17 protein-coding genes are annotated in these 20760 nt (G+C 59.5%); 14 read left to right on the top strand and 3 right to left on the bottom strand.

Going from position 1 to position 20760, the window contains the following annotated elements; all coding sequences use genetic code 11:
• Positions 1 to 13: 13 nt before the first annotated feature.
• The gene (locus LHU53_RS08855; RefSeq protein WP_227332284.1) at positions 14 to 334 is read right to left on the bottom strand and encodes a DUF167 family protein; all 321 of its coding nucleotides are present in this window, start codon (positions 332 to 334) and stop codon (positions 14 to 16) included.
• On the bottom strand, positions 331 to 1101 hold the full coding sequence (locus LHU53_RS08850; protein WP_227332283.1) for an alanyl-tRNA editing protein: 771 nt from the start codon (positions 1099 to 1101) through the stop codon (positions 331 to 333). The genes LHU53_RS08855 and LHU53_RS08850 overlap by 4 nt, the downstream gene beginning before the upstream one ends.
• Before the next feature lie 112 nt (positions 1102 to 1213).
• Between LHU53_RS08850 and LHU53_RS08845 the strand changes: the two genes are divergently transcribed.
• The 13 genes from LHU53_RS08845 to LHU53_RS08785 all read left to right on the top strand — a co-directional run bounded on the left by LHU53_RS08845 (position 1214) and on the right by LHU53_RS08785 (position 19219).
• Positions 1214 to 1561: a zinc ribbon domain-containing protein YjdM gene (locus LHU53_RS08845; RefSeq protein WP_227332282.1), complete on the top strand. Its 348-nt coding sequence runs from the start codon at positions 1214 to 1216 to the stop codon at positions 1559 to 1561.
• Between the two features lie 12 nt (positions 1562 to 1573).
• Positions 1574 to 2419 (top strand): creatininase family protein, encoded by an 846-nt coding sequence (locus tag LHU53_RS08840; protein WP_227332281.1) that lies wholly within the window; start codon positions 1574 to 1576, stop codon positions 2417 to 2419.
• 9 nt (positions 2420 to 2428) lie between these two features.
• Positions 2429 to 3322 carry a DMT family transporter gene (locus tag LHU53_RS08835; RefSeq protein WP_227332280.1) on the top strand — a complete coding sequence of 298 codons (894 nt, stop codon included), beginning with the start codon at positions 2429 to 2431 and terminating at the stop codon, positions 3320 to 3322.
• 159 nt (positions 3323 to 3481) lie between these two features.
• Positions 3482 to 4027: a TIGR01841 family phasin gene (gene phaP, locus LHU53_RS08830; protein ID WP_227332279.1), complete on the top strand. Its 546-nt coding sequence runs from the start codon at positions 3482 to 3484 to the stop codon at positions 4025 to 4027.
• Positions 4028 to 4214: 187 nt separating this feature from the next.
• On the top strand, positions 4215 to 4640 hold the full coding sequence (locus LHU53_RS08825; RefSeq protein WP_227332278.1) for a VPA1267 family protein: 426 nt from the start codon (positions 4215 to 4217) through the stop codon (positions 4638 to 4640).
• A gap of 11 nt (positions 4641 to 4651) precedes the next feature.
• Positions 4652 to 6847 (top strand): ATP-dependent RecD-like DNA helicase, encoded by a 2196-nt coding sequence (locus LHU53_RS08820; protein WP_227332277.1) that lies wholly within the window; start codon positions 4652 to 4654, stop codon positions 6845 to 6847.
• Positions 6847 to 8319 (top strand): gamma-mobile-trio recombinase GmtY, encoded by a 1473-nt coding sequence (gene gmtY / locus LHU53_RS08815; RefSeq protein WP_227332276.1) that lies wholly within the window; start codon positions 6847 to 6849, stop codon positions 8317 to 8319. The genes LHU53_RS08820 and gmtY overlap by 1 nt, the downstream gene beginning before the upstream one ends.
• The gene (locus LHU53_RS08810; RefSeq protein ID WP_227332275.1) at positions 8319 to 11264 is read left to right on the top strand and encodes an integrase family protein; all 2946 of its coding nucleotides are present in this window, start codon (positions 8319 to 8321) and stop codon (positions 11262 to 11264) included. The genes gmtY and LHU53_RS08810 overlap by 1 nt, the downstream gene beginning before the upstream one ends.
• A complete protein-coding gene (gene gmtX, locus LHU53_RS08805) occupies positions 11254 to 11955 on the top strand; it encodes a gamma-mobile-trio protein GmtX (protein WP_227332274.1) in 702 nt (233 codons plus the stop codon). Before LHU53_RS08810 ends, gmtX begins: the two co-directional genes overlap by 11 nt.
• A 320-nt stretch (positions 11956 to 12275) precedes the next feature.
• Positions 12276 to 13940, top strand: a complete 1665-nt coding sequence (locus LHU53_RS08800) for a DNA cytosine methyltransferase (protein ID WP_227332273.1) — start codon at positions 12276 to 12278, stop codon at positions 13938 to 13940.
• Positions 13937 to 15955, top strand: coding sequence for an ATP-binding protein (locus tag LHU53_RS08795; RefSeq protein WP_227332272.1), 2019 nt, complete (start codon positions 13937 to 13939; stop codon positions 15953 to 15955). The genes LHU53_RS08800 and LHU53_RS08795 overlap by 4 nt, the downstream gene beginning before the upstream one ends.
• On the top strand, positions 15955 to 18273 hold the full coding sequence (locus LHU53_RS08790) for a Z1 domain-containing protein (protein ID WP_227332271.1): 2319 nt from the start codon (positions 15955 to 15957) through the stop codon (positions 18271 to 18273). Before LHU53_RS08795 ends, LHU53_RS08790 begins: the two co-directional genes overlap by 1 nt.
• The gene (locus LHU53_RS08785; RefSeq protein ID WP_227332270.1) at positions 18266 to 19219 is read left to right on the top strand and encodes a PD-(D/E)XK motif protein; all 954 of its coding nucleotides are present in this window, start codon (positions 18266 to 18268) and stop codon (positions 19217 to 19219) included. Before LHU53_RS08790 ends, LHU53_RS08785 begins: the two co-directional genes overlap by 8 nt.
• Before the next feature lie 181 nt (positions 19220 to 19400).
• Here LHU53_RS08785 and LHU53_RS08780 read toward each other — a convergent pair whose 3' ends face one another.
• A complete protein-coding gene (locus LHU53_RS08780; protein WP_227332269.1) occupies positions 19401 to 19691 on the bottom strand; it encodes a helix-turn-helix domain-containing protein in 291 nt (96 codons plus the stop codon).
• A gap of 64 nt (positions 19692 to 19755) precedes the next feature.
• Between LHU53_RS08780 and LHU53_RS08775 the strand changes: the two genes are divergently transcribed.
• Positions 19756 to 20211 (top strand): hypothetical protein, encoded by a 456-nt coding sequence (locus tag LHU53_RS08775; RefSeq protein WP_227332268.1) that lies wholly within the window; start codon positions 19756 to 19758, stop codon positions 20209 to 20211.
• Positions 20212 to 20760 lie beyond the last annotated feature (549 nt).

Here is a 20760-nt window from a genome sequence, read left to right as displayed (position 1 = left end):
GGCGGGCCGGGGCTCAGGCGGGCCCGGTGAACACGGCGGGCAACTTGGTGGGCGCGGTGATGCGCAGCTGTTTGTTGACGTTTTCCTGGCCAAACACCACCTCGATGGCGCTCACGCTCACGCCAAACAGTGGCGCCAGAAAACGCACCATGTGGTCGGTGGCGTGGCCACCCAAGGGCTTGGCGGTGACGCTGACCTTGAGCTGCGTGCCGTGCGGTTTGCCGATGGCATCTTTGCTGGCGCTGGGTTTGCCCAGGATGTTGACCACCAGCACGTCGCCGTCCCAGGCGAAGAAGTTGTCGCCGGTGATGTTTTTGACCTGGCCACGGCTCATGGTGCGGCAAAGCCGAGCACCACCCGGCGGGTCATGGCGGATTTTTTCTCGATCTTGGTCACGATCACCGCGCCAATCTCGGCCGTGTTGGCGACATGCGTGCCGCCGCAGGGTTGCAGGTCGATCAGGGTTTCGGCGCCTATGCGGATGGTGCGAATCTGCCCGCTGCCGCGTGGCGGCTGCACCGACATGCTTTTGACCAGCGCGGGGTTGGCGTCCAGTTCGGCGTCGGTGATGGCGCCGACGGTCACCGGGTACGCGGCGGCCACCAGCTCGGCGATGGCCGCGCTCAAGGCCTCCTTGTCCAGCGCCTCGGTCATGTTGAAGTCAATGCGCGCGTAATCCGGCGTGATCGAGCAGCCGTTCACCAGTTTGGGCACGATGTGACACAGCAGGTGGCTGGCGGTGTGAAACCGCATCATCCGATGGCGGCGCGGCCCGTCAATACGTGCTGTTACCGTGTCGCCCACCTTCAGTGCGACGGGGGCGCCAAAGTCAGGGCTGAGCAACTTCGCCAGCACCTCGGGCGCGGGCTGGTGGGCAATGGCGGCGGTGAAGCTACCGTCCTCGGCCTTGCCTTTGCGGGTGTCCACAATGTCCATCTGCGCACCATCGGCCAGTACCAGCACCCCGCTGTCACCCGCTTGCCCGCCGCCCAGCGGGTAGAACACCGTGCGGTCCAGCACGATGCCTTGGGGCGTGATGGCGGTCACGGTGGCGGTGGTCTCGAACAGATAGGCGTCCTGGCGAAAGAGGTCTTGGGTCATGTGACCATCATACTGAAGCCCTGCCTGTTGCTGTCGCGACGGCGGTGTCTTGCGCCTGCGTGGCCAGGCGGCCTCGTACACTTGCCGCCTTCTCCAAATTGTGTGAATTGCCATGTCCAACCTGCCTGCCTGCCCCCAATGCACTCTTGAAAACACCTACCCCGATGGCGACAATTTTGTCTGTCCCGATTGCGGTTTCGAGTGGCCACAGGCGGCTGCCGCTGCTGAAGGCGACGCGGCGGACGGCCCGGTGCTGGATGCCAATGGCAACCCGCTGGCCAGCGGTGACACGGTCATCCTGATCAAGGACCTGAAGGTCAAGGGCTCATCGATCGTGCTGAAAAAAGGCACCAAAATCAAAGGCATCCGCCTGCCCGAAGGTGCGGGCGACCATGAGGTGGACTGCAAAACCGATCAGGGCGCCTTCATGCTCAAGGCCGAATTCATGAAAAAAGCCTGAGCCGCAGACACCATGACCACCACCTCACGTTATTGGGCTGATTTGACCGCGCTGGAATTTGCCCAGATGCAAACCAGCGGCGAGGCGGCGCGCACCATCGCTGTGCTGCCCGTGGCCGCCACCGAGCAACACGGCCCGCATTTGCCGCTGAGTGTGGACACGGTGCTGGTGGACGGAATCCTGCAAGCGGCCTTGCCACGCCTGGCGACCGACTTGAACGTGCTGGTGCTGCCTACCCAGGCGGTCGGCTTGAGCCCGGAGCACGCGCGTTTTCCCGGCACGCTGACGCTCAAAACCGAGACCATCCTGCGGCTCTGGACCGACATCGGCGAGTCGGTGGCCGCGGCGGGCATCAGCAAGCTGCTGATCTTCAACACCCACGGCGGCAACGTGAGCCTGATGGACCTCGTGGCGCGGGATTTGCGCGCGCGCTTCGACATGCTGGTGTACAGCGTGAGCTGGTTCAATTTGCCTTTGACCGATGCCCAGGGCCAGGACGTGAATGCCTTGTTCAGCTTGGAGGAGCACCGTTTTGGCATCCACGCGGGCGACATCGAGACCTCGATGCTGCTGGCGCTGGCGCCCGAACGTGTGGACATGACCCAGGCGCAACACTTTGCCTCTGCCGCACAAACGCGCGCCCAGCAGTTTTCGATTTTGGGCAACGGCAAAAGCGCCAAGCTGGGCTGGCAGATGCAGGACTACAACCCGGCGGGTGCCGTGGGCAACGCCGCTGCCGCCACCGCCGACAAGGGCCACGCCCTGCTGGACGCTGCCGGTCGCGCCTTGGCGCAGCTGCTGGGTGAGATGGACCAACTGCCGCCCGACACGCTGATTCAGCAGCCCACGCTGCGCTAATTTCTCCCCATGGTTGCCTACGATCTGTTTGCGCTGGGCGCGGCGGCCTGCTGGGCGCTGGGCAGTGTCATGTCGGTCACGCCGTCGCGGCATCTGGGGGCGTTTGCCTTCACCCGCTGGCGCATGGCGATGGTGGCGGTGATGCTGTGGACGGTGGTCGCTCTCACCGGCGGCTGGCGCACGTTTGAGACGGGCTATTGGGGCGCGATGGCGCTCAGCGGCCTGATTGGCATCTTTGTCGGTGACACCGCGCTGTTTGCCGCCATGAACCGCCTGGGGCCGCGCCGCGCCGGTGTGTTGTTTGCCACCCATGCCGCTTTCAGCGCCGCGCTGGGTTTTGCGCTGCTGGACGAACGCATGAACCTGCAGGCCTTTCTGGGCGCGGTGTTGACCCTGGCCGGCGTGATGATCGCCATCGTGCTGGGGCGCCACAAGGGCGAAACCCATGCCTGGGAGGCCGATCACGGCCATGTGGGTGCCGGGGTGGCGCTGGCGCTGCTGGCGGCGCTGTGCCAGGCGCTGGGCTCGCTCATTGCCAAGCCGGTGATGGCGCTGCAGGTGGACCCGGTGATGGCCTCGGCGGTGCGGGTCACGGTGGCCACGGCAGCTCACGGCGCCTTGCTGCTCACCGGCTTTCAGGCGGCGCGGGCCACCACCGCGCCCACGCTGCGGGTGCTGGGGCAGACCGCACTGAACGGCTTTGTGGCCATGGGCGTGGGCATGACGCTGGTGCTGCTGGCGCTGGAGAAGGGCGATGTGGGCATGGTGGCCATCCTGTCGTCGGTGTCGCCCATCATGGTGCTGCCACTGTTGTGGTTCCAGCTCAAACGCGCGCCTGCGCCGGGGGCATGGCTGGGCGCGGTGATGACGGTGGCGGGCACCGGCCTGATCCTGTGGCGCTGATGCACGATTTAGAGGTGTGGGTCTAGGAAATTTGCTGCACTGCAACAAATTTAACTTGCCAAGGCGATTTGCCTGCCTATAATTCGCTCATGTTGCACTGCAGCATAAACGAGTGAAGCAAGTGCCCCGCCCCCGTAACCCACCTTGAAGGAAACCACCATGAACATGACCATTGACCAAATGACCGCCACCAGCAAATCCAACCTGGACGCCGTCATCGGCCTGTCCAACCAGTCCTTCGCCGGGTTCGAGAAGCTGGTTGAGTTGAACATGGCCGCCGCCAAAGCGATCATGACCGAGTCGTTCGACCACGCCCAGGCCCTGCTGGCCGCCAAAGACGTGCAGCAAGTGATGGCCCTGCAAACCGGCCTGGTCGCCCCCATGGCTGAAAAGACCGCCGCTTACGGCCGCCATGTGTATGGCATCGCGGTGGAAACCAGCGCCGAGTTCACCAAGGCCCTCGAAGGCAAGGCGGCTGAAAACCAGAAGGCTTTCACCCAAGCCTTTGACAGCCTGGTGAAGAACGCACCGGCTGGCACCGAGTCGGCTGTGGCTGTGCTCAAGAGCGCCCTGGCTTCCAGCCAAAGCGCCATCGAGTCGGCTCAAAACACCGCCAAGAAGGCGCTGGCCCTGGCTGAGAGCAATGTCTCTGCCGTGACCGAGCAAGCGCTCAGCGCTGCCGCTGCGGTTAGCAAGCAGGCCTAAAGCCTTCTGACCACGCTGCTTCTTGCAGCGTCCTCAAAAAAAGCACCTTCGGTTATATGGCGTAGCTATACGTTACTATTAACCGACTAAATTGCCACTCTTGGGCTCAAGCGTGGCTTTTTTTTACCTGAAAATAAACTAGCTATGGTATATTATTAATACCAATTGTAAGACGCTTACTATTTCTATGAACGGCCAACAACGTTCCGAACAAAACCTTGCTGCTTTCGTCTCCTGGGTGGCCGGCAAGACCGACCCCGATTTCCGGGAGATGGTCATGCGCGGCCAGTTGTCCCGCCAGGAGATTGCCCGCGAGTGCGGATTTGCCAAGTCGGTGCTGCTGCAGAACCCGCGCATCAAGGACGCCCTGCGTGACCTAGAAGAACAACTTCGCTTGCGCAAAGTCTTGCCCCCTTTGGTCGAGACAAGTCCAGCCGAAGCTCCCGAACCCACAACACCCAACCCACGCGCATCAGCAGACAAGGCGCTAATGAAGCGCCTGGAATCAGAAAACGCCGCACTGCGTGCCGAGCTCTCTCTGGTGCGCGGTGATCTGGAGCGCTTTCGTTTGATGGACGATGTGCTGTGCAGCACCGGACGACTGCCACGATGAATCCACCGGTAATGACCTTGCGGGTCAGTGCGGTACGCAGCCAGAACCCGTATGGGCGAGGCGGTGCTATCTTTACCGGTGTGGAAGTGGATGATCGAGGTTGGCGCGTGGACGCCAAGACCCACTATGTAGTCAAAGCCTCCAGTCAACTGCTGCTGGCCCCGGTTGAAGCTGGCCAACTGTGGCGGGTGACCGGGCCATCTAAGCCCAACACCATCGTTATCAATGGCTACCGGCTGACTGAATCCACCATCACACCGGACGCCATGGAAATGCTGCGCCCCTCGGGCGAGCACATCATCACCCTGCTCGCGCAGGGTGATGCCTTTGAGGGGATCGGCGAAGTCAAGGCGCGGCGCTTGTGGGAGCATTTTGGGGACACTCTGTTCGCCGTGCTGGACCAGTCGGACGTGGACCAACTCGAAGCGGTAATGCCACGGGCCATGGCGCAACGCTTGGCCGAAGCCTGGCTGCAATGGGGCAACACTTTTACCTTGCAATGGCTGCAGTCCAAGGGCTTTGCCGTATCGCTGGGTCGCAAGATACTGGATTTCTATGGCAAAGACGCGGCCAAGCGTATTGAAGACGATCCTTATCGGCTTCTGAGCTTTGCCGCTAACTGGGCCGTTGTAGACACCCTCGCACAAAACACCTTTGGCCTGGTCGCCACCGATCCCCGCCGACTCGCTGGTGCGGTCGAAGAAGCCCTATACGCTTCGTTCGATGCCGGACACACCTGTATCCCCGAGGCGGAACTCCTGCAACGACTACGCTCGCTGTTGCAATCCAGTGATCTCGCCAAGTCGGCAGTCCTCCAAGCCGAATCCCTGGTGCGATTCATTCGCCAAGGTGACCGGCTGCACGCACCGGGTCCCTATGTCATGGAGCGCGGCGTGGCCCAAGCCATCGCCATTCGGGCATCCAAGGCGCTCCCCCTGCTGGACGAGCGCTCACTGGCCGCACACATCGCTGATTACCAGGGCCAGGGTGGCATTTCCCTGCACCACAAGCAGATCGAAGCACTGGCCTTGGCCAATGCTCATCCGTTTTGTGTCATCACCGGAGGTGCTGGCACGGGCAAGACCACGGTATTGCGAGGCATGTTCCAGCTTTACGAACGGGCGGGCTACACCGTGTACCCCATGGCGCTGTCAGGTCGGGCGGCCAAGCGGATCGGTGAAGCGACCGGACACAGCGCGCAGACCATTGCCGGCTTTCTCAAACACTTCGACGCCAACGCCGCACGAAACGCGGTGGTGGTGATCGACGAAGCCTCGATGGTGGATCTGCCCTCCGCGTACCGGGTGCTGCGGCAGCTGCCAGAGCACTATCGGGTGGTGCTGGTGGGTGACCCCAACCAATTGCCCCCGGTGGGTCCGGGTCTGCTGTTGCATGAACTGGCACATCACCCCCGATTACCGGTGGTGGAACTCACTCAGATCAAGCGTTACGGTGGTGCCATCGCCGAAGCTGCTGCCTTAATTCGCAGCGGTGAGTGGCCCTCACTTGCCGATGATGCAAATGCCGACATTGCTTTTGTTCCCTGTGCGCTGGATCAAATCAACGAAATCGTGCTGGGCCTGTACGACCAGGACCGCAGCGGCAGTCAGATCCTGTGCGCCACGCGCAGTGCGGCCTTCGGTGGCATGAATGCCATCAACGCGCTCTGCCAGAAGCGCATCAACGACCATGGTGAGCCGCTAATGATCTGGAACCTGGAGTTCGACCAGCCACAGGGTACCGGACTGCGGGTGGGTGACCCCGTCATCTGCCTGCGCAATGATTGGGAGATCGACCTGCAGAATGGCTCATTGGGCGTCCTGCTGTCCGCCGAGATTGCCGCGCCCGACAAGGCTCCAGGCAGCCGCATCGGAAGCGTTCTCTGGGACGACGGGCGCACGCGGGACCTGACGATCGATCTGTTGGCCCATCTGGAGCTGGCTTATGCCATCACCATTCACAAGGCCCAGGGCAGTGGCTTTGGTCGGGTCATCATCCCGGTGCGCCACAGCAAGCTTCTGGACCGCACTCTGCTCTACACCGCCGTGACGCGGGCAGAACAACAGGTGATTCTGGTGGGCGATGTACACGCCGCCAAGGCGGCCGTGTTGGCACCGCGCCATTCGGAGCGCAGGCATGTCGCTCTGGGCGCCATGCTGGACGCAGAACTGAGCGAAGGGTTGGCGACGATGAAAGGGGAAGACTGATGCAGCACACCACCGTTCGCGGCAAGTTGCACCGCGACAACACCGGCGTGGTCACGGAAATACCCATCATCGTGACCGAGCATGGCCCCTTGATGCCGCTGGTGGACTACCTGCTGGCCCATGTACAGGTACGAAGCCATGCGTGGATGGTCAAGGTGACACAGGCAGTGGGTCTGCTGCTGGACTACATGGCGGCCAACCACTCTTGCTTTGACGACCCCAAGGACTTGTTTGAGACCTTCACCCAGCGGTTGTACACCGGCACGGTGGGTAATGACGGTCACGACCCCAGTGGACTGTATTGGCAGGGACGCAATCCCCCGGTCGTGCGGGTCTTGGTCAACGCCATTTCGGCCTTCTCGGACTGGATGGCCAAGGAGTCCGGCACCAAGCCCCTCAATCCCTGGCGCGAGGCCACCCGTGGCGAAGAAATGCTGGCCTGGGCGGCATGGCATCAGAGGCGGGATCGAGCCTTTCTGGCGCATACCTGGGACCGCGAAACATCATCCCTGAGCATGACCCGTGCACGCAACACCCTGCTCAAGCGCACCCCTGTCATTGACCACGAGCCAGTGAAGCGGTTTCCCGATGACCGAATACACGATCTGCTGTTCAAGGGATTCATCGTGCCGGGCAATCAAAAGAGTCCGCGCCTGGAAGAGCGACTGAACCTACGCGACATCCTTATAACCATGCTGATGCACTATGGGGGCTTGCGGATGTCCGAACCCTTTCATCTGTATGTCCATGACGTGGTGCCCGATCCCATCCATTCAGATCGGGCCTTGGTGCGGATCTACCACCCCAGTTTGGGTGCAGCACCACCGGACTGGCTCGATGCCAAGGGTCAACCCATCAAGTGCAACCGCCTGACCTACCTGCACGGCAAGTACGCCATGCGCCCACGAAATGAATACGCCAGCAGCGACCAATGGCATGCGGGCTGGAAGGGCAACGCGCTGGACTCCCAAAGCCACTTCATGTGGATCAACTGGTTTCCGCAGTGGGCCGGCGAATTGTTCTGGAAGCTTTGGGTGCTGTGCATGGCCCAGAGGGCGCAAATGAACTGTAACCATCCCTTCGCCTTTGTAACGCAGGAAGGAAAGCCCTACGGTATTGACTCCTTTGAAAACCAGCACCGCCGCGCGGTGGAGCGCATCGGACTGCAGGCGGCAAAGGCCTTGGGGACCACGCCCCATGGGCACCGGCATGCCTACGGCCAAGCACTGGCCGATGCCGAGATTGACCCGATCTTCCGCAAGAAGGCGCTGCACCACAAGTCACTGGAATCGCAGGTGGTCTACACCGAGCCCGACCGGGCCAAGCTGGTACGGGCACTGGAGGCCGCCACTGACCGTGAAAAGGCTGGCACGGTGCTGCCGCCACCCGACTTCTTGGCGTTCGGCTTCAAGGACGTGGACCCGCTGGGCCTGATGAGCGGCCCGAATCCGAAATTGGTAAGGAGAAACTGATGGTAGCAAGAATCAAAGGAACCGATCAGAATTTTGACCCCGAATTCCGTTTCCTGCTGGCCATCAATCCGGCCTTTGAGGACTGGCGGGCATTGGCCGCTGAGTGGTACTCACCGCAGAAGAATTACTCCCCCAAGGCCACTGCTCTCAGTGCCTTCTTCGTGCATTACCTGCACGGGCAGTCGCTGGATAAGAACCCATACAGCTTGTTTGATGCCAGAACGCCTCTCCCCGATCTCTGGAAAACATTGGAGTTGGGGAAACTTGCTTCAAATCATGGAAGAGTTCAACACGACATCATCAGCAATTTCCTCGACTGGGTTCTGCGCACCACGCTTGCGCGACCCGATGCCGAGGGTCACTTGGTCGTGCCCGCGGACCTGCGAAACCCGTTTCCCCGGATGCGGAGCCAAACTACCTGCAAGGGCTCCGACATCACGCTATCGCATGTGCTGGCCATCGATCCGCGCATGGTGCATTGGCAAACACTCGCCGCCGAGTGGTTGGGTACCCAGAAGCTAGGCTTGTCCCCCCGCCTCAAGGCTCTGGACAAGTTTCTGGTGCAGTACCTCGTTGGCTGCAATCAGTCGCGCCACCCGGCAGTGTGGCTCCAACGAAGCACGCCCAAACCAAGCTTTTGCGACATGATTGTAAAGGGCAAAAGCAAAGGTTCTATTGGGTTGTTGGGCCGCTCAGATGTGCCACTCAACAACTGCGTCGCCGATTTCCTCGATTGGGTACTCGCCGAAAAGCTCGCGATCGAGGACGATCATGGGCACAAGCTGGTGCCCCATGAACTCCACAACCCGGTGGCGAGATTGACCAAATCTGGCATGGGATCACTCACCGAAACCACCAAGTCTTCGTTATCGATCCGCTACATCAGGGATCTGCGCGGCATGCTGGCTGAGGGGCCAACCTTTCGAGATTGGAAATGGGCGCAACAGTCCATGGAGGGGGGGAATAGTGGCGGGGAATGGTTCGTGGTGGACCCGCAGTTGGTGAATCCTGATGACCCCGACTGCGTATGGCGCGAGCGAGCGTCGACCAAGTATGATGTGAAAAATCTCCAACTTCCAAGTCGTGTCACCGAACTCTGGTCGCCAGTTCGTGCTGTGGCGCTCTACCTCAAGTTGGAACTGCCGCTACGCACGTTTCAAGTCCGCATGTTGGACTCTGGCGAGGCCGATACTTGGCGCTACCTCCATGGACCGAAGGGTGGGAGCTTCGAATTGAACGACTCACCGCTGGCTACTGGCAGCGCCACTCGACCCTACCAGCGTGGCGTGTTCCACCGCAGTGCCAATGAGGTGGGTGCGGGACTCTTCATCAACACCAACAAGACGGCCGACATCAATAAGCCAGAAAACTCCAAAGGATATGTGGTTCCCTGGGCCCACGAGACGGTGCTGTACTGGCTGGAGAAGCTGCGCCGCTGGCAGGAGCGCTACAACCCCATCCAGATGCCCATGGAGTGGAGTGCGTTGGAGTTAAAGCACTTTGGGGATACTCCACCGCACCCCGAGGTGCTGGCAGCACGCGGCACCGCCTGTTTCCTGTTCAGGGATGCGGCAGCCAAGGGGGTTGATCGACAGAAACCGCTAGTTAGCACTGCACTCCATCGCCCTTGGTATCTGCTCCTGGCCCGCCTGGAGAAACGCTGCGCAGAGAGCAACCAGACCCTGGACGACGGCACTCCTATCCAGTTTATCCAACAGGGCACAAGCGTCAACACGCACTACCCCCTTCACGCCCTGCGCGTCTCGCTGATCAGCTACTTGGTGCTGGACCAGCAACTGCCGATAGTAGTGGTCTCCAAACTGATTGCCGGTCACGCCCGCATCATCATGACCCTGTACTACACCAAGTTCGGGTATGCCTACATGAAGGAAGTGCTGGAAATTGCCGAGCGCAAGACCTTGGCGGCGGATGAGGCCAACCATCGGCGCTTCCTGCTGGACGCGACCATGGAGCAGGTCAGCCAGCGCTTTGCCAGCGTCAGTGGGGATGCCATGCACGCCGCCGTCGGGCAGAGGTCGGCGGCAGGCTTGGTGTTTGAAGACAAGGGCATCTGTCCGGTGGGTGGGTCGATGTGTGATGTGGGAGGGGCTCAGATTGGATCCGACTCACACAACCATTTCGGCCCTGTCCTTGGCTACCCTCACGAGCGCAATTGTGTGCGCTGCCGTTTCTTCCTGAGTGGCCCGGCCTTCCTGCCCGGTCTGCAAGCCCACTTCAATGCGGTGAGCTACGAGGCGCACGAACGCGCCGAGCGCCATAACAACCTGCATGAAGATGTCACCCTCATGGAAAACCGTCGTGCCGACTGTGAGCGCAATGGCCGCTTGTTCACACAACACCGGGAACTGGAAAGCCTCTCGCAACGCTACGAGGCCGAGGCCGAGGCGATGGGCAAGCTGGTCAATGACCTTCAGGCGACCTATCACCTGATCGGGCGTTCACTGGAAATCCTCAAGGACGAGCAGAAACAGGGTGTGCAGTTGGTGGCTGTCGGGGCGATGACTGACATTCAAGCTGGGTTCATCGAGACGCCTTCCGAATTGCACCAGATCGAAGTGCTGTGTGAGAACGCAGTGATCTACCCCGAGATCGATGCCCGCAAGCCGGTGCTACAGCGCAGCCAGTTGCTGGACTGCATGCTGGAGTTCAACAAGATGAAGCCCGTGTTCTTCCAGCTCAAACCCAAACAGCAATTGGCGGCAGGCAATGCGGTGATGCATCTCATTCAAGCACGCACCGGTTCACTCAAGGGGGCCTTGGACTATGTGGAAGGCCTGCGGCGCCTTCGTGACCTGGGCATTGTGGATGAAACCTGGGATGCGATTGCTCAGAGCGTAGCCGGTACCCCGGTACGCCAGATCATTGAGGCAGCCCGCAAGAACCGCAGCTTACCCGGACCCCAAGGAGACAAAGATGAATCCTGACGAACTGCTGGAACAACTTAAGGCCAATGCCAATCCACGCAAGCAAAAGAATCTCGATCTCATTTATGCCGTGTGCCGGGAGCAGCATGAGAGGGGTAGCCGTGACTTCTCGGTGGCCACGATCTCGAAAATTGCTCAGGAACGAGGTGGACCGGTCAAGTCCACCATCCACAACAAGACGGGCGACGACTTCAAGGGCTTGATCAAGGCCTGGGCCGACCATGCCGGTGGTGTCACCCGCAAGGTGCGCAAAGTCAGCGAGAACCCCGTCTATGCGGTGCTCGACAAGATTGCCGACCCAGCGGTTCGGGCGGTTATGGGCGCAGTTTTGGCAGAGAACAAGAAGCTAAGGGGTGAAGTGAATCTGCTCAAGGCCAACACCGAGGTGGTGATTGATCAAAGGCAGATGAATGTAAACACGTCCAAGGAGCAGATTCAGATTCTTCCTGCCTTCACTGGTCTGACCGATTCGGAGAAGGAAGCACTCCAGCATGCGGTGAGCGAGACATTCTTGCAGGATGAAGGTTGGACTCAGGACGATTACGGGCGAGTTCTCAACGCCAAGGGGCGGGCGATCTACAAAATTGGTTACCTGACAGCCATCGGCAAAATTCTCGGGATCGTGGAGACAACCAAGCCTGTGGCGCAGTTGGGCGGCGCCGAGGGAGTACAGACGGTCGTGCCTAAGTAAGGCGCGGAGGTTGCCCTCGGTCTCATGGCACACAAGGCGCTTCGCGCAGAGAGCGATGCCACGGTCAAGAAGGTCAAATAGAAAAAAGTCGCCCCTACAGAATTGATACGCGCCGACTGACGGCAAAATCAGCGTACCCGTCAGGTACATATCTAGGTAGGCCGAAGCGTCCACTACACTGTGCCACGTAGCAGCATGTGGCGCCGAGTTGACTATTCGTCAAAGCGGGCTGCGTCGTGTGGTAAGACTATATTTGATACGCCTGCCTGCTTCGCACCGTTCAGTTGGTCCTGGCGCATGTTCCCTATGAGAGATTCCGGATGTCCATCCAACCCGTTCTAAGCAAGTTGCAATCCAGCAAGACCGCCAAAATACTTGACTCCACGGCCAACGACCTGCCAAATTCACCCGGTAAGACCTTCCGCGCTTCGACCTCCGATGACACGCTGATTCGCGACAAGCTGCAGCGAATCCAGAAAGGTGGCGAGATCCGCTATATGGACATGTTCGCCGGTTGTGGCGGCATCTCGCTGGGCTTCCTGACCGCCGGATTTACACCCGTGGCATCCATTGAAATGGACCCGTGGGCTGCAAAGTCACACGGAGCAAACTTCGGCTCGCGCTCTGTCGGAGGTGACAAGGACGCACACCACTCCCCGCGAGATGCGGTGACCGAAACCGCAGACTCAGTTTTTTGCGATCTCGGTTTGCTGGGCGCCACAGACCACCAGATCGATGTCCTCGTCGGCGGTCCGCCCTGTCAGGCGTTCGCCCGTGTCGGCCGGGCCAAGCTCCGTGAACAGGCGCGACTGCGTGAAGAGGTAACGGCAGACCAAGCGTTCCTCGTAGACGGGCGTGTGAGCCTGTGGGAACGGTATGTCGCGTTCATCCGGGCGACAAAGCCTGTTGCACTCTTGATGGAGAACGTGCCAGACATCCTCAACCATGGTGGAACCAACGTTGCTGAGCTCGTCTCGAAGAGCCTTGCCGACGAAGGCTACGACGTTGCCTACACGCTGCTGAACTCCGCCTGGTACGGAGTACCGCAGATGCGGGAGCGGATGATTCTTGTCGGAGTCCATCGGGCTGCGGGCGTCAAGCCGCAGTTTCCCGTGCCAACGCATCATCTCGTCCTGCCGTCCGGCTACATCAGCTCCAAGAATGCCGCCCGCCGCGTCTTGAAAGCGGAAGGCTCAGCGCACCATCGCTGGGTCCCGGATCCTGCGCCCGACTCGCCCACAGCCACCTCGGCCTCCGATGCCCTTGCCGATCTCCCGCCGCGGTTTGCAATGGATCTCCTACGTACTGGCGCCATCCGTCGCGGCGCAAAGGATCCATCAGAAGCTGTTGAGTACACCACTGCGGAGCCTACAACCGCCTATTCACGCCTCATGCGCGAATGGAAGGGATTTGCGACCAAGTCCACCACTGGCCATGTCTTTCGATACCTCCCCCGGGATTACAAGATCTTTGCCGAGATCGAGCCCGGTTGGGAGTACCCGCAAGTCCATGCCTATGTCGAGCAGAAGATTGCGACTTGGCTTGCAAACCGCAAGAAGCGCGGCCTGTCGACTGACCCGCGAAATCCGGACGTCAGCTCCTACATCACGGCCTGGCGCATTCCTTATGACCCGGGAAAGTTCCCGAACAAGTGGTGGAAGCTCCGTTCCGATGCCCCGGTCCGTACGCTGATGGCCCACCTCGGCAAGGACTCCTATTCCCACATCCATTTCGACTCGGAACAGGCGCGCACCATCACCGTCCGCGAGGCTGCGCGGCTCCAGTCCTTCCCCGACGGCTTCGTCTTTAAGGGCTCAATGAACCCGGCATTCAAGCAGATCGGTAACGCCGTACCGCCACTTTTCGCCTATGCCATCGCGCGCGGGATCAGAGAGTGCCTGGGTGCACCGGAAACGCCGGACATGCGCGTAACGCTGTTCGACCTGAAGCCATCACAGATCAAAACAACAGAGGGAACGAAGTGAAGTTCACAATTCTCCGACTGCTGACTCATTCCGAACTCGGCATGTTTCATGAGTACCGCCGTCAGGGTAAGGAACGCGCAAAGCAGCGCTCCATCAATTTCGACTGGGACGTTGTAGACACGGTTTTCCCTTCTGCAGAAGACCGGGACACCATCGCCATCAACTGCCAGCGTCTCGAAGACGAGCACACCGTGGTCGAGGTTTCATCATGGCTCAAGCGGCAGCACAAAAACTGGAGGTTTGAGGGCGACTGCCCGACAAGTCCCTTCTACCGCTTCGTCGATCCCGGTGTGCTGTTTGCAATGGTTGTTGACGCTTCGACAACTCCGGCAAAGGCCTCATGGGTTGTCATTCCCGCAGAGCACCCCGCCCGCTCTTCGATCCTTGGCCACGGGGAAAGCGCACGGCTTGGTAAGTCAGCAATGATCGCGTTATACGGTGATGAGGGCCAGCACTGCCAAGCAGTGCTCTCGGATCACTTCCCGAAGCTATTCAAGGAGGAAGATACAGTGTTCGTGACGTCACCAAAAGAAAACGACAACAACCGCAACGACGATGACGCCGCACCGGATCCGCTTGGCCTTTTCAAGATCCTGGCGCGTGCCGGCCACAGTCTACCCAGCGCTGTGGCCGATCTCGTGGACAACAGCCTGTCGCATGGTGCGCGGGAGATCGACATCACGTTCCCGAATCCCAATGCGGGCGGCCGGTGGATGTGCATCCGCGACGATGGAGCGGGCATGACTCCATCGGGCCTGCGCGACGCAATGAAGATCGGACACCAGCGTGAATACGACGACGGCGACTTGGGCAAGTTTGGCTATGGACTGAAGGGTGCAGCTTGGTCCCAAGCCGATCGCCTAACTGTGGTGTCGAAGGCTGCCGGAAACCAGAGCACGACCCTCACTTGGGACAAGGACCACCTCGCCAAAACGCGCCGCTGGGCGCTGCTGAACGACCCGGTGGCTCAAGAGCATGCTGCGGCAGTTCACATCGGAGACTCTGGCACAGCCGTGCTGCTCACGCAGATGCGTCCCTCGATGGAACCGGCGAGGGGGAAGGCAGACTCCCCCTATGCGCAGGAGCTTGCTGCAATCAAGTCGCACCTCGAACTTGTGTTCCATCGGTACCTCGAAGGCAAGGCACGCGGGCGTGAGAAGGTCATCATCAGGCTGAACGATGACACTCTGCGCGCAAACAATCCCATGGGGCATCCGCTGACCAAGGAGTACGACCAGCACCGCATCGAGCTTCCGAGCCCCACGCCGGACAAGACGCCGGCCCTCTATGTCCGCGCGTATGTCACGCCAAACGAGGCAGAGTTCGATGAGTACATCAAGCCACTACCTCCGCGTGAGCAGCGTATCGAACGGGATCGGCACACCTTGAACGGCCGGGCCAATGATACCCAGGGCCTGTACTTCTACCGCCTTGATCGCCTAATTAAATGGGGCGGCTGGGAGGATCTCTTCACCAAAGATGAGCACACCAAGCTGATTCGTGTTGCCATTGACTTCGACAGGCTCGCAGATGAGCAACTACAGGTAGATATCAGCAAGCAACTCGTTCGCCTGCCGTTTGCGATCACCAAGCCCCTGGAAGGCTTGATCAAGGCCCCTCGCGCAGCAGCCCGCCTCCGGTACAACAAGAAGGAAAAACCTGCGCCGGTGCCGACAGGCGGTGACAAGAATGTTTCGACTACAGGCACGCCGGCGCCTAATGGCGTTGTGCCGCCAACGACAGCATCAGGAGGCACTACTGTGGCGCCCCGTGCTCCATCCCCCGCAGTAAAGAAGGAAAAGGCCTCGATCCGCCTTGTCAGCAGTGGCGACAAGCCATGGCAGCGCAAGACCGGATTCAAGGGGGAGGAAGTCGAAGTCACCCCGTTGATGCCGACGCTGGTGACGCTCGTGCAGCTCATCGACAAAGATGCCGATGCCAAAGCCGCCCTCTCTGAATTCCTTCGCGCGCTGGAGGCGGCCGGTGTTCCAGACCAACTGACGGACAAGGCCTAATGCAGGTCCGACTTCCGCTGCCCCTCACTCTAAAGCCCAGGCTGGCCCTGTGGACAGACGGAACCGCTTGGGCCAACTGGTCCCGGCACGAAGCGTATCTCCGCTCCCAGCCCAAATGGAAGCCGCATCAGATTGCCTCAGTCGCCGAGGAGTCGCTGCGAATCATCTCAAAGACCACACCCATAAGTCGCCCGGAGTTCCAGTGCCGCGGTCTAGTCGTCGGTTATGTTCAGTCTGGCAAGACAGCTAACTTCACGGCTGTGGCGGCACGCGCAGCCGATGTCGGCTACCGCCTGATCATCGTTCTGTCCGGCATTCACGATTCACTGCGGAACCAGACGCAGAAGCGCCTGGACCTGGAGCTGGCCGGGACAGGCGTCGACTGGATCACGCTGACCGACGAGGCCACCGACTTTCGCGAGCCGGAGGTTGCCGACGGATTTGCATCGTCCGGTACCGTCCTGATCGTTGCAAAGAAGATCACGCCTATCCTGAAGCGGCTCAATCAATGGTTCAGCAAACTCGAAGGCCGGCTCGCTGATGTACCAGTTCTTCTGATCGATGACGAAGCGGATCAGGCATCCATTAATACACGCGGCAATCGAAGTGATCCAAGTATCGACGCGGACACTGCACCGGACGAAGACACGGCCCCGTCACTGACCAACGCACTTATCCGCGACATTCTCAGGAAGATTCCGCGGGCCACATATATCGCCTACACGGCAACACCATTCGCAAACATCCTCATCGACCCCGACGCCAGCGACAACCAAGTCGGCGAGGACCTGTTCCCAAAGGACTTCGTTGTCCAGCTTCCTCGACCGGACGGATACACAGGGACCGAGGAGCTGTTCGGCACCAGCGCGCAAGGACGCGATGTGCTGCGTCCTGTCGACCCTGCAGATGTGAAGGCTTTGAAGTCGAAGCAGCGCAAAAAGAGCGAGGCGATCGTTGCACGGGGGCCGCTGGACCTGCCCCAATCGCTCGCCGATGCCCTTCTGACGTTTGCATTGGCCGGCGCCATCAGGTTGCTACGCGGACAGTTGGGCAAGCCGAACACGATGCTGGTGCACGTATCGCAACTTCAGCAGGACCAGCTTCGCATAGGCGAAGCGATCGAAGAACAGATCCGCGGCTGGTTTCATCACGAAAGCGCTGAACCCGGCGTACTCAGAAAGATGTTCCGGTCAACACTCGCAGGACTGGGATCGGTCGATATGCCCTGCAGCGAAGAGGTTCTCCTCGAAGAGGCAGTGACGAACTTGGCCCGTCTGGTTGTCGTCGTGCTCAACAGCACGACGGGCGATGAACTGGAATATGACGCCAAGCCGGACCGGCAGCTTGTCGCAGTCGGCGGCAATCGACTCTCACGGGGCTTGACGCTTGAGGGCCTGACGATAGCCTACTTCCTGCGTACGACGACGCTGGCTGACGCCTTGCTACAGATGGCCCGCTGGTACGGCTTCCGCGCAGGATACGAGGACCTGATCCGTATCTGGACAACTGAAGGCATCGCGCAATGGTTTGTGGAGCTGGCGCTGGTTGAAGAGTCTCTGCGTGACTCGATCACAGCGCTAAACAAGGCCGGCCGCCGGCCTGACCAGATGGCCATCCGAATGCGCGCTCATTCAAAGCTCCTGCTCACCAGCAAGAACAAGAGCAAGATGCAGACGGATGACGCGCGGTCATGGTCTGGCGAGAACCCGCAGACCATCCTGTTTCCCATGAAGGATAGGGAACTGCTGGAGCGGAACATTGACTTGGCATCGGCGCTGCTGAGACAGCATCCGCCAACACAGGATGCTTATGGTGGTGCCATTGCGCACGATGTGCCGGCAGAAGACATCGCACTGTTCCTACGGCGCTACGAAGGACACCCAAACAGCATTGCGTTTCTGGGCGCCGAGATTGCCGACTGGATCCTGGAGCGAGCCGAAGCGGGAGAGCTGACCAACTGGACGGTGTTTGTGGCCAACCCGCAGCGGGAGAGGCAGGTCCTTCTGGGCGGAAGGCCTTTCGGCCTTGTGCGACGTTCATTACAGGCCAATGAATCGATCGGGATCCTGATCGATCCCCGCCACGAAGGCGTAGATCTGAATGGCGGACCGGACAACTACCGCGCCGCGTCAGGCTTCAATGCCCGGGCAATGCGCGAAGAGCGCCCTGCTCAACAAGGGCTGCTACTGCTCTACCCTCTCGATCCTGAGCCGCTGCGCGCTCCGACCCAGGCCGTGCTGGGCCTCGCGCTATCTCTCCCCCGGACAACGGATGGCGACCAGCCGTTTGTCGTAAACCGGGGGGTCCACCATGGGTGAGATCACACCGGAACGCTGGACACTCCTGCGCGAGCAGCGGCTTCCATACGAGGATATCTACGAACAGGCGATCGAAGATCTCGAAGCTGCACTGATAGGTGTTTCAGACGACGGACGACTGCACCTGCTGCTGGCCATCGATGTCGCCCCGCACACCCTGCCGCCAGATCTGCAAAGCCTTCAGGTACGCATCCTGGATGGCGGACAGATATGGATCGATGTCTCCGCCCGAAGCCACCACGAAGAACTACTGACGCTCGTTGCCAACAAGGTCCTCCATGCCATTCGCATCGAAGGTCGCGATCCTGCGGTCTCGGTAGAACGGATCATCGACGACATGCGCGCAGCGCTGCGCCCACTCGCACCCGACCTCGGCACGACGGAGCAGATCGGCCTGTTCGGTGAACTCTGGGTGCTGTCGAATGTGATGTTCCCAACCCTCGGCACGCGGGTCTGCCATCTATGGAGTGGCCCGGAAAGCGAACGCCACGATTTCGTCGGGCAGGGAGTTCATGTCGAGGTAAAAACCACCACCCGGTCTGAGCCGAGACATGAGATTTCCCGCATCGATCAGCTAAAGCCACCCATCAACAAACGACTCCTGTTCGTCAGCGTTATGCTGGAGAAAAGCCTGGGCGGTGAAGAAACCCTGGCTGACCGCGTCGATGAAATTCGGGAGAAGCTCGAATCGGATGGACATGCGCTCGATGTCTTCGATTCACGCTTGGCGCAACTAGGATGGCATGAAGGCCTGCGACAGACCGGCGCGCTACTGAGGTTCACATTCCGAGATGTGCATGTTTTTGAGGTCACCGGCACGTTTCCCAGGCTTCCCGATGATTACATTCCCCCACTTGGGGTGACAGGTATAAAGTACAGCATCAATGTCGGAAGCCTTCCGTCGCTTGAAGTCGCAACAGTTCAAGAATTTCTTTCATCAGCTTGAGTCAGAAGAGCATGCCATACATGCGGAATTCGCAGCGGTGACTCACTAGGGCGCTGAAAGGCCCAGGCTTCACCACATGAACTACCTCTAAGTAGTTCAAGAATTCCACCGCCGCACCCCTGCACCGTCGAAATTCAATCGGTGCCAACAGTCATAGACATCGGACTGCGCACTGCGCTGTTTATTCGATAGCTGAAATCTCGCTGGCAATAAGCTCAAGCATCCTGCCCAACGCCTCAGGATCATGGACCTCCACATACGACAATACCAGTAAGGTTAGGGGATGGACTTCCATGACTTGGGCAAGGGTGTCAATCTTGCTCAGAGTTGGCGACTTCAAGCCTCGTTCCAGGGTGCTGACATAGGTTCTACTCGACATCACCCCGAAATCTTCCTGGCTAAGTCCTTTTGATCTGCGAACGAGACGAATAGCTTTGGCGAAGTTATGGATGGGGTGGGAAGCATTGGTCATGCCTCCAATTAACTAATAATGAATACTATAGGGCTACAATCTATAGTGTTCATTTCTTAACATTATGTTTATCACCAGAAGCACCTACCAGTCTCCCGTCTCAGCCATGTTCGCCAGCAGCGGCGAGCAAATATGGGATGCAGCCGAACTCGCGCTACAGCAAATCTGGTTCGTCGTGAATCTGGGGGTCATAGAGGATGTTGAAGATGAATTCACACGTGTTAGCACCATCCTCGTGAGTGACTTCAAAAGCATTGAGCCACTTCTTCAATCAGGGCAGGCCAGCAACACAAAACTTATTTCAGTGCAAATCGTTACACCTGATCACGTCAACGGTAGCCGCAATTGGCAAATGGAGCGACTGCGTGCTGTATGGCAAGGCCACGAGATGTTCGAAGATCAGTCGATACCCACCGAAATCTTCGAAACCATGTCCGGCAAAAAGTACCCCGGCAGGTTCTGCAGCATCTCCGTCGAAGAACTGGCTTGCAGCAATCTAATGTACCAGTTGCCAAACTGACACTCGGATTCAGAGTCTGATGCGCGACACGTTGGGTCACCTTCACGCTTGTACCTGTCGGTTATACGCCGCATCGTTCCGTGCAAGTTTCGGGCTTTGATGATTTCGGACACCTCACCCCGATGCGATGCCTCGTTTCCGCTGCCTGTTCGTCAGGCCAGCGCTTTGCCATCCGGCTTCCTTCAGACTCGCAGTCGCCCGCGAAACCCTTGCCGTCGGCTAACTCTTTTCCTTGCCGGGCGAGTAGAGGACTTTCGTCTCCCAGTAGGTGCGCCCTGCCGGGCGCACCAAAGAAAAATAGCCACTGATTTCTCAGCGACTATTAGTATGCTTACTATTGATAAGTTATTGAATTTACTCACTCACGCGCAATTAGTAGCACTTTTACGCCACATAGCAGCCGGTGCTTTTTTTGTTGGGCGTGACCCGTCCTGCCAGAAGTTGACACATTTGCCGTCAAGAAAGGGCAGGTGTGATGGATACAGGAGTGAAGCGCACACAGCGCGACTACACGTTGGCTTTTAAGCTGTCGGTGGTGGAGCAAGTGGA

The organism is Rhodoferax sp. U2-2l (assembly GCF_020594515.1).
Lineage (GTDB): Bacteria > Pseudomonadota > Gammaproteobacteria > Burkholderiales > Burkholderiaceae_C > Rhodoferax.
The sequence above is the reverse complement of the archived record's forward strand: the minus strand, read 5'-3'. Positions and strand labels throughout refer to the sequence as shown.

What these genes read in the sequence shown, in the direction of transcription:
- LHU53_RS08855 (WP_227332284.1), bottom strand. Translation starts at nt 334, where the DNA reads ATGAGCCGTGGCCAGGTCAAAAACATCACCGGCGACAACTTCTTCGCC.
- LHU53_RS08850 (WP_227332283.1), bottom strand. Translation starts at nt 1,101, where the DNA reads ATGACCCAAGACCTCTTTCGCCAGGACGCCTATCTGTTCGAGACCACC.
- LHU53_RS08845 (WP_227332282.1), top strand. Translation starts at nt 1,214, where the DNA reads ATGTCCAACCTGCCTGCCTGCCCCCAATGCACTCTTGAAAACACCTAC.
- LHU53_RS08840 (WP_227332281.1), top strand. Translation starts at nt 1,574, where the DNA reads ATGACCACCACCTCACGTTATTGGGCTGATTTGACCGCGCTGGAATTT.
- LHU53_RS08835 (WP_227332280.1), top strand. Translation starts at nt 2,429, where the DNA reads ATGGTTGCCTACGATCTGTTTGCGCTGGGCGCGGCGGCCTGCTGGGCG.
- phaP (WP_227332279.1), top strand. Translation starts at nt 3,482, where the DNA reads ATGAACATGACCATTGACCAAATGACCGCCACCAGCAAATCCAACCTG.
- LHU53_RS08825 (WP_227332278.1), top strand. Translation starts at nt 4,215, where the DNA reads ATGAACGGCCAACAACGTTCCGAACAAAACCTTGCTGCTTTCGTCTCC.
- LHU53_RS08820 (WP_227332277.1), top strand. Translation starts at nt 4,652, where the DNA reads ATGACCTTGCGGGTCAGTGCGGTACGCAGCCAGAACCCGTATGGGCGA.
- gmtY (WP_227332276.1), top strand. Translation starts at nt 6,847, where the DNA reads ATGCAGCACACCACCGTTCGCGGCAAGTTGCACCGCGACAACACCGGC.
- LHU53_RS08810 (WP_227332275.1), top strand. Translation starts at nt 8,319, where the DNA reads ATGGTAGCAAGAATCAAAGGAACCGATCAGAATTTTGACCCCGAATTC.
- gmtX (WP_227332274.1), top strand. Translation starts at nt 11,254, where the DNA reads ATGAATCCTGACGAACTGCTGGAACAACTTAAGGCCAATGCCAATCCA.
- LHU53_RS08800 (WP_227332273.1), top strand. Translation starts at nt 12,276, where the DNA reads ATGTCCATCCAACCCGTTCTAAGCAAGTTGCAATCCAGCAAGACCGCC.
- LHU53_RS08790 (WP_227332271.1), top strand. Translation starts at nt 15,955, where the DNA reads ATGCAGGTCCGACTTCCGCTGCCCCTCACTCTAAAGCCCAGGCTGGCC.
- LHU53_RS08785 (WP_227332270.1), top strand. Translation starts at nt 18,266, where the DNA reads ATGGGTGAGATCACACCGGAACGCTGGACACTCCTGCGCGAGCAGCGG.
- LHU53_RS08780 (WP_227332269.1), bottom strand. Translation starts at nt 19,691, where the DNA reads ATGACCAATGCTTCCCACCCCATCCATAACTTCGCCAAAGCTATTCGT.
- LHU53_RS08775 (WP_227332268.1), top strand. Translation starts at nt 19,756, where the DNA reads ATGTTTATCACCAGAAGCACCTACCAGTCTCCCGTCTCAGCCATGTTC.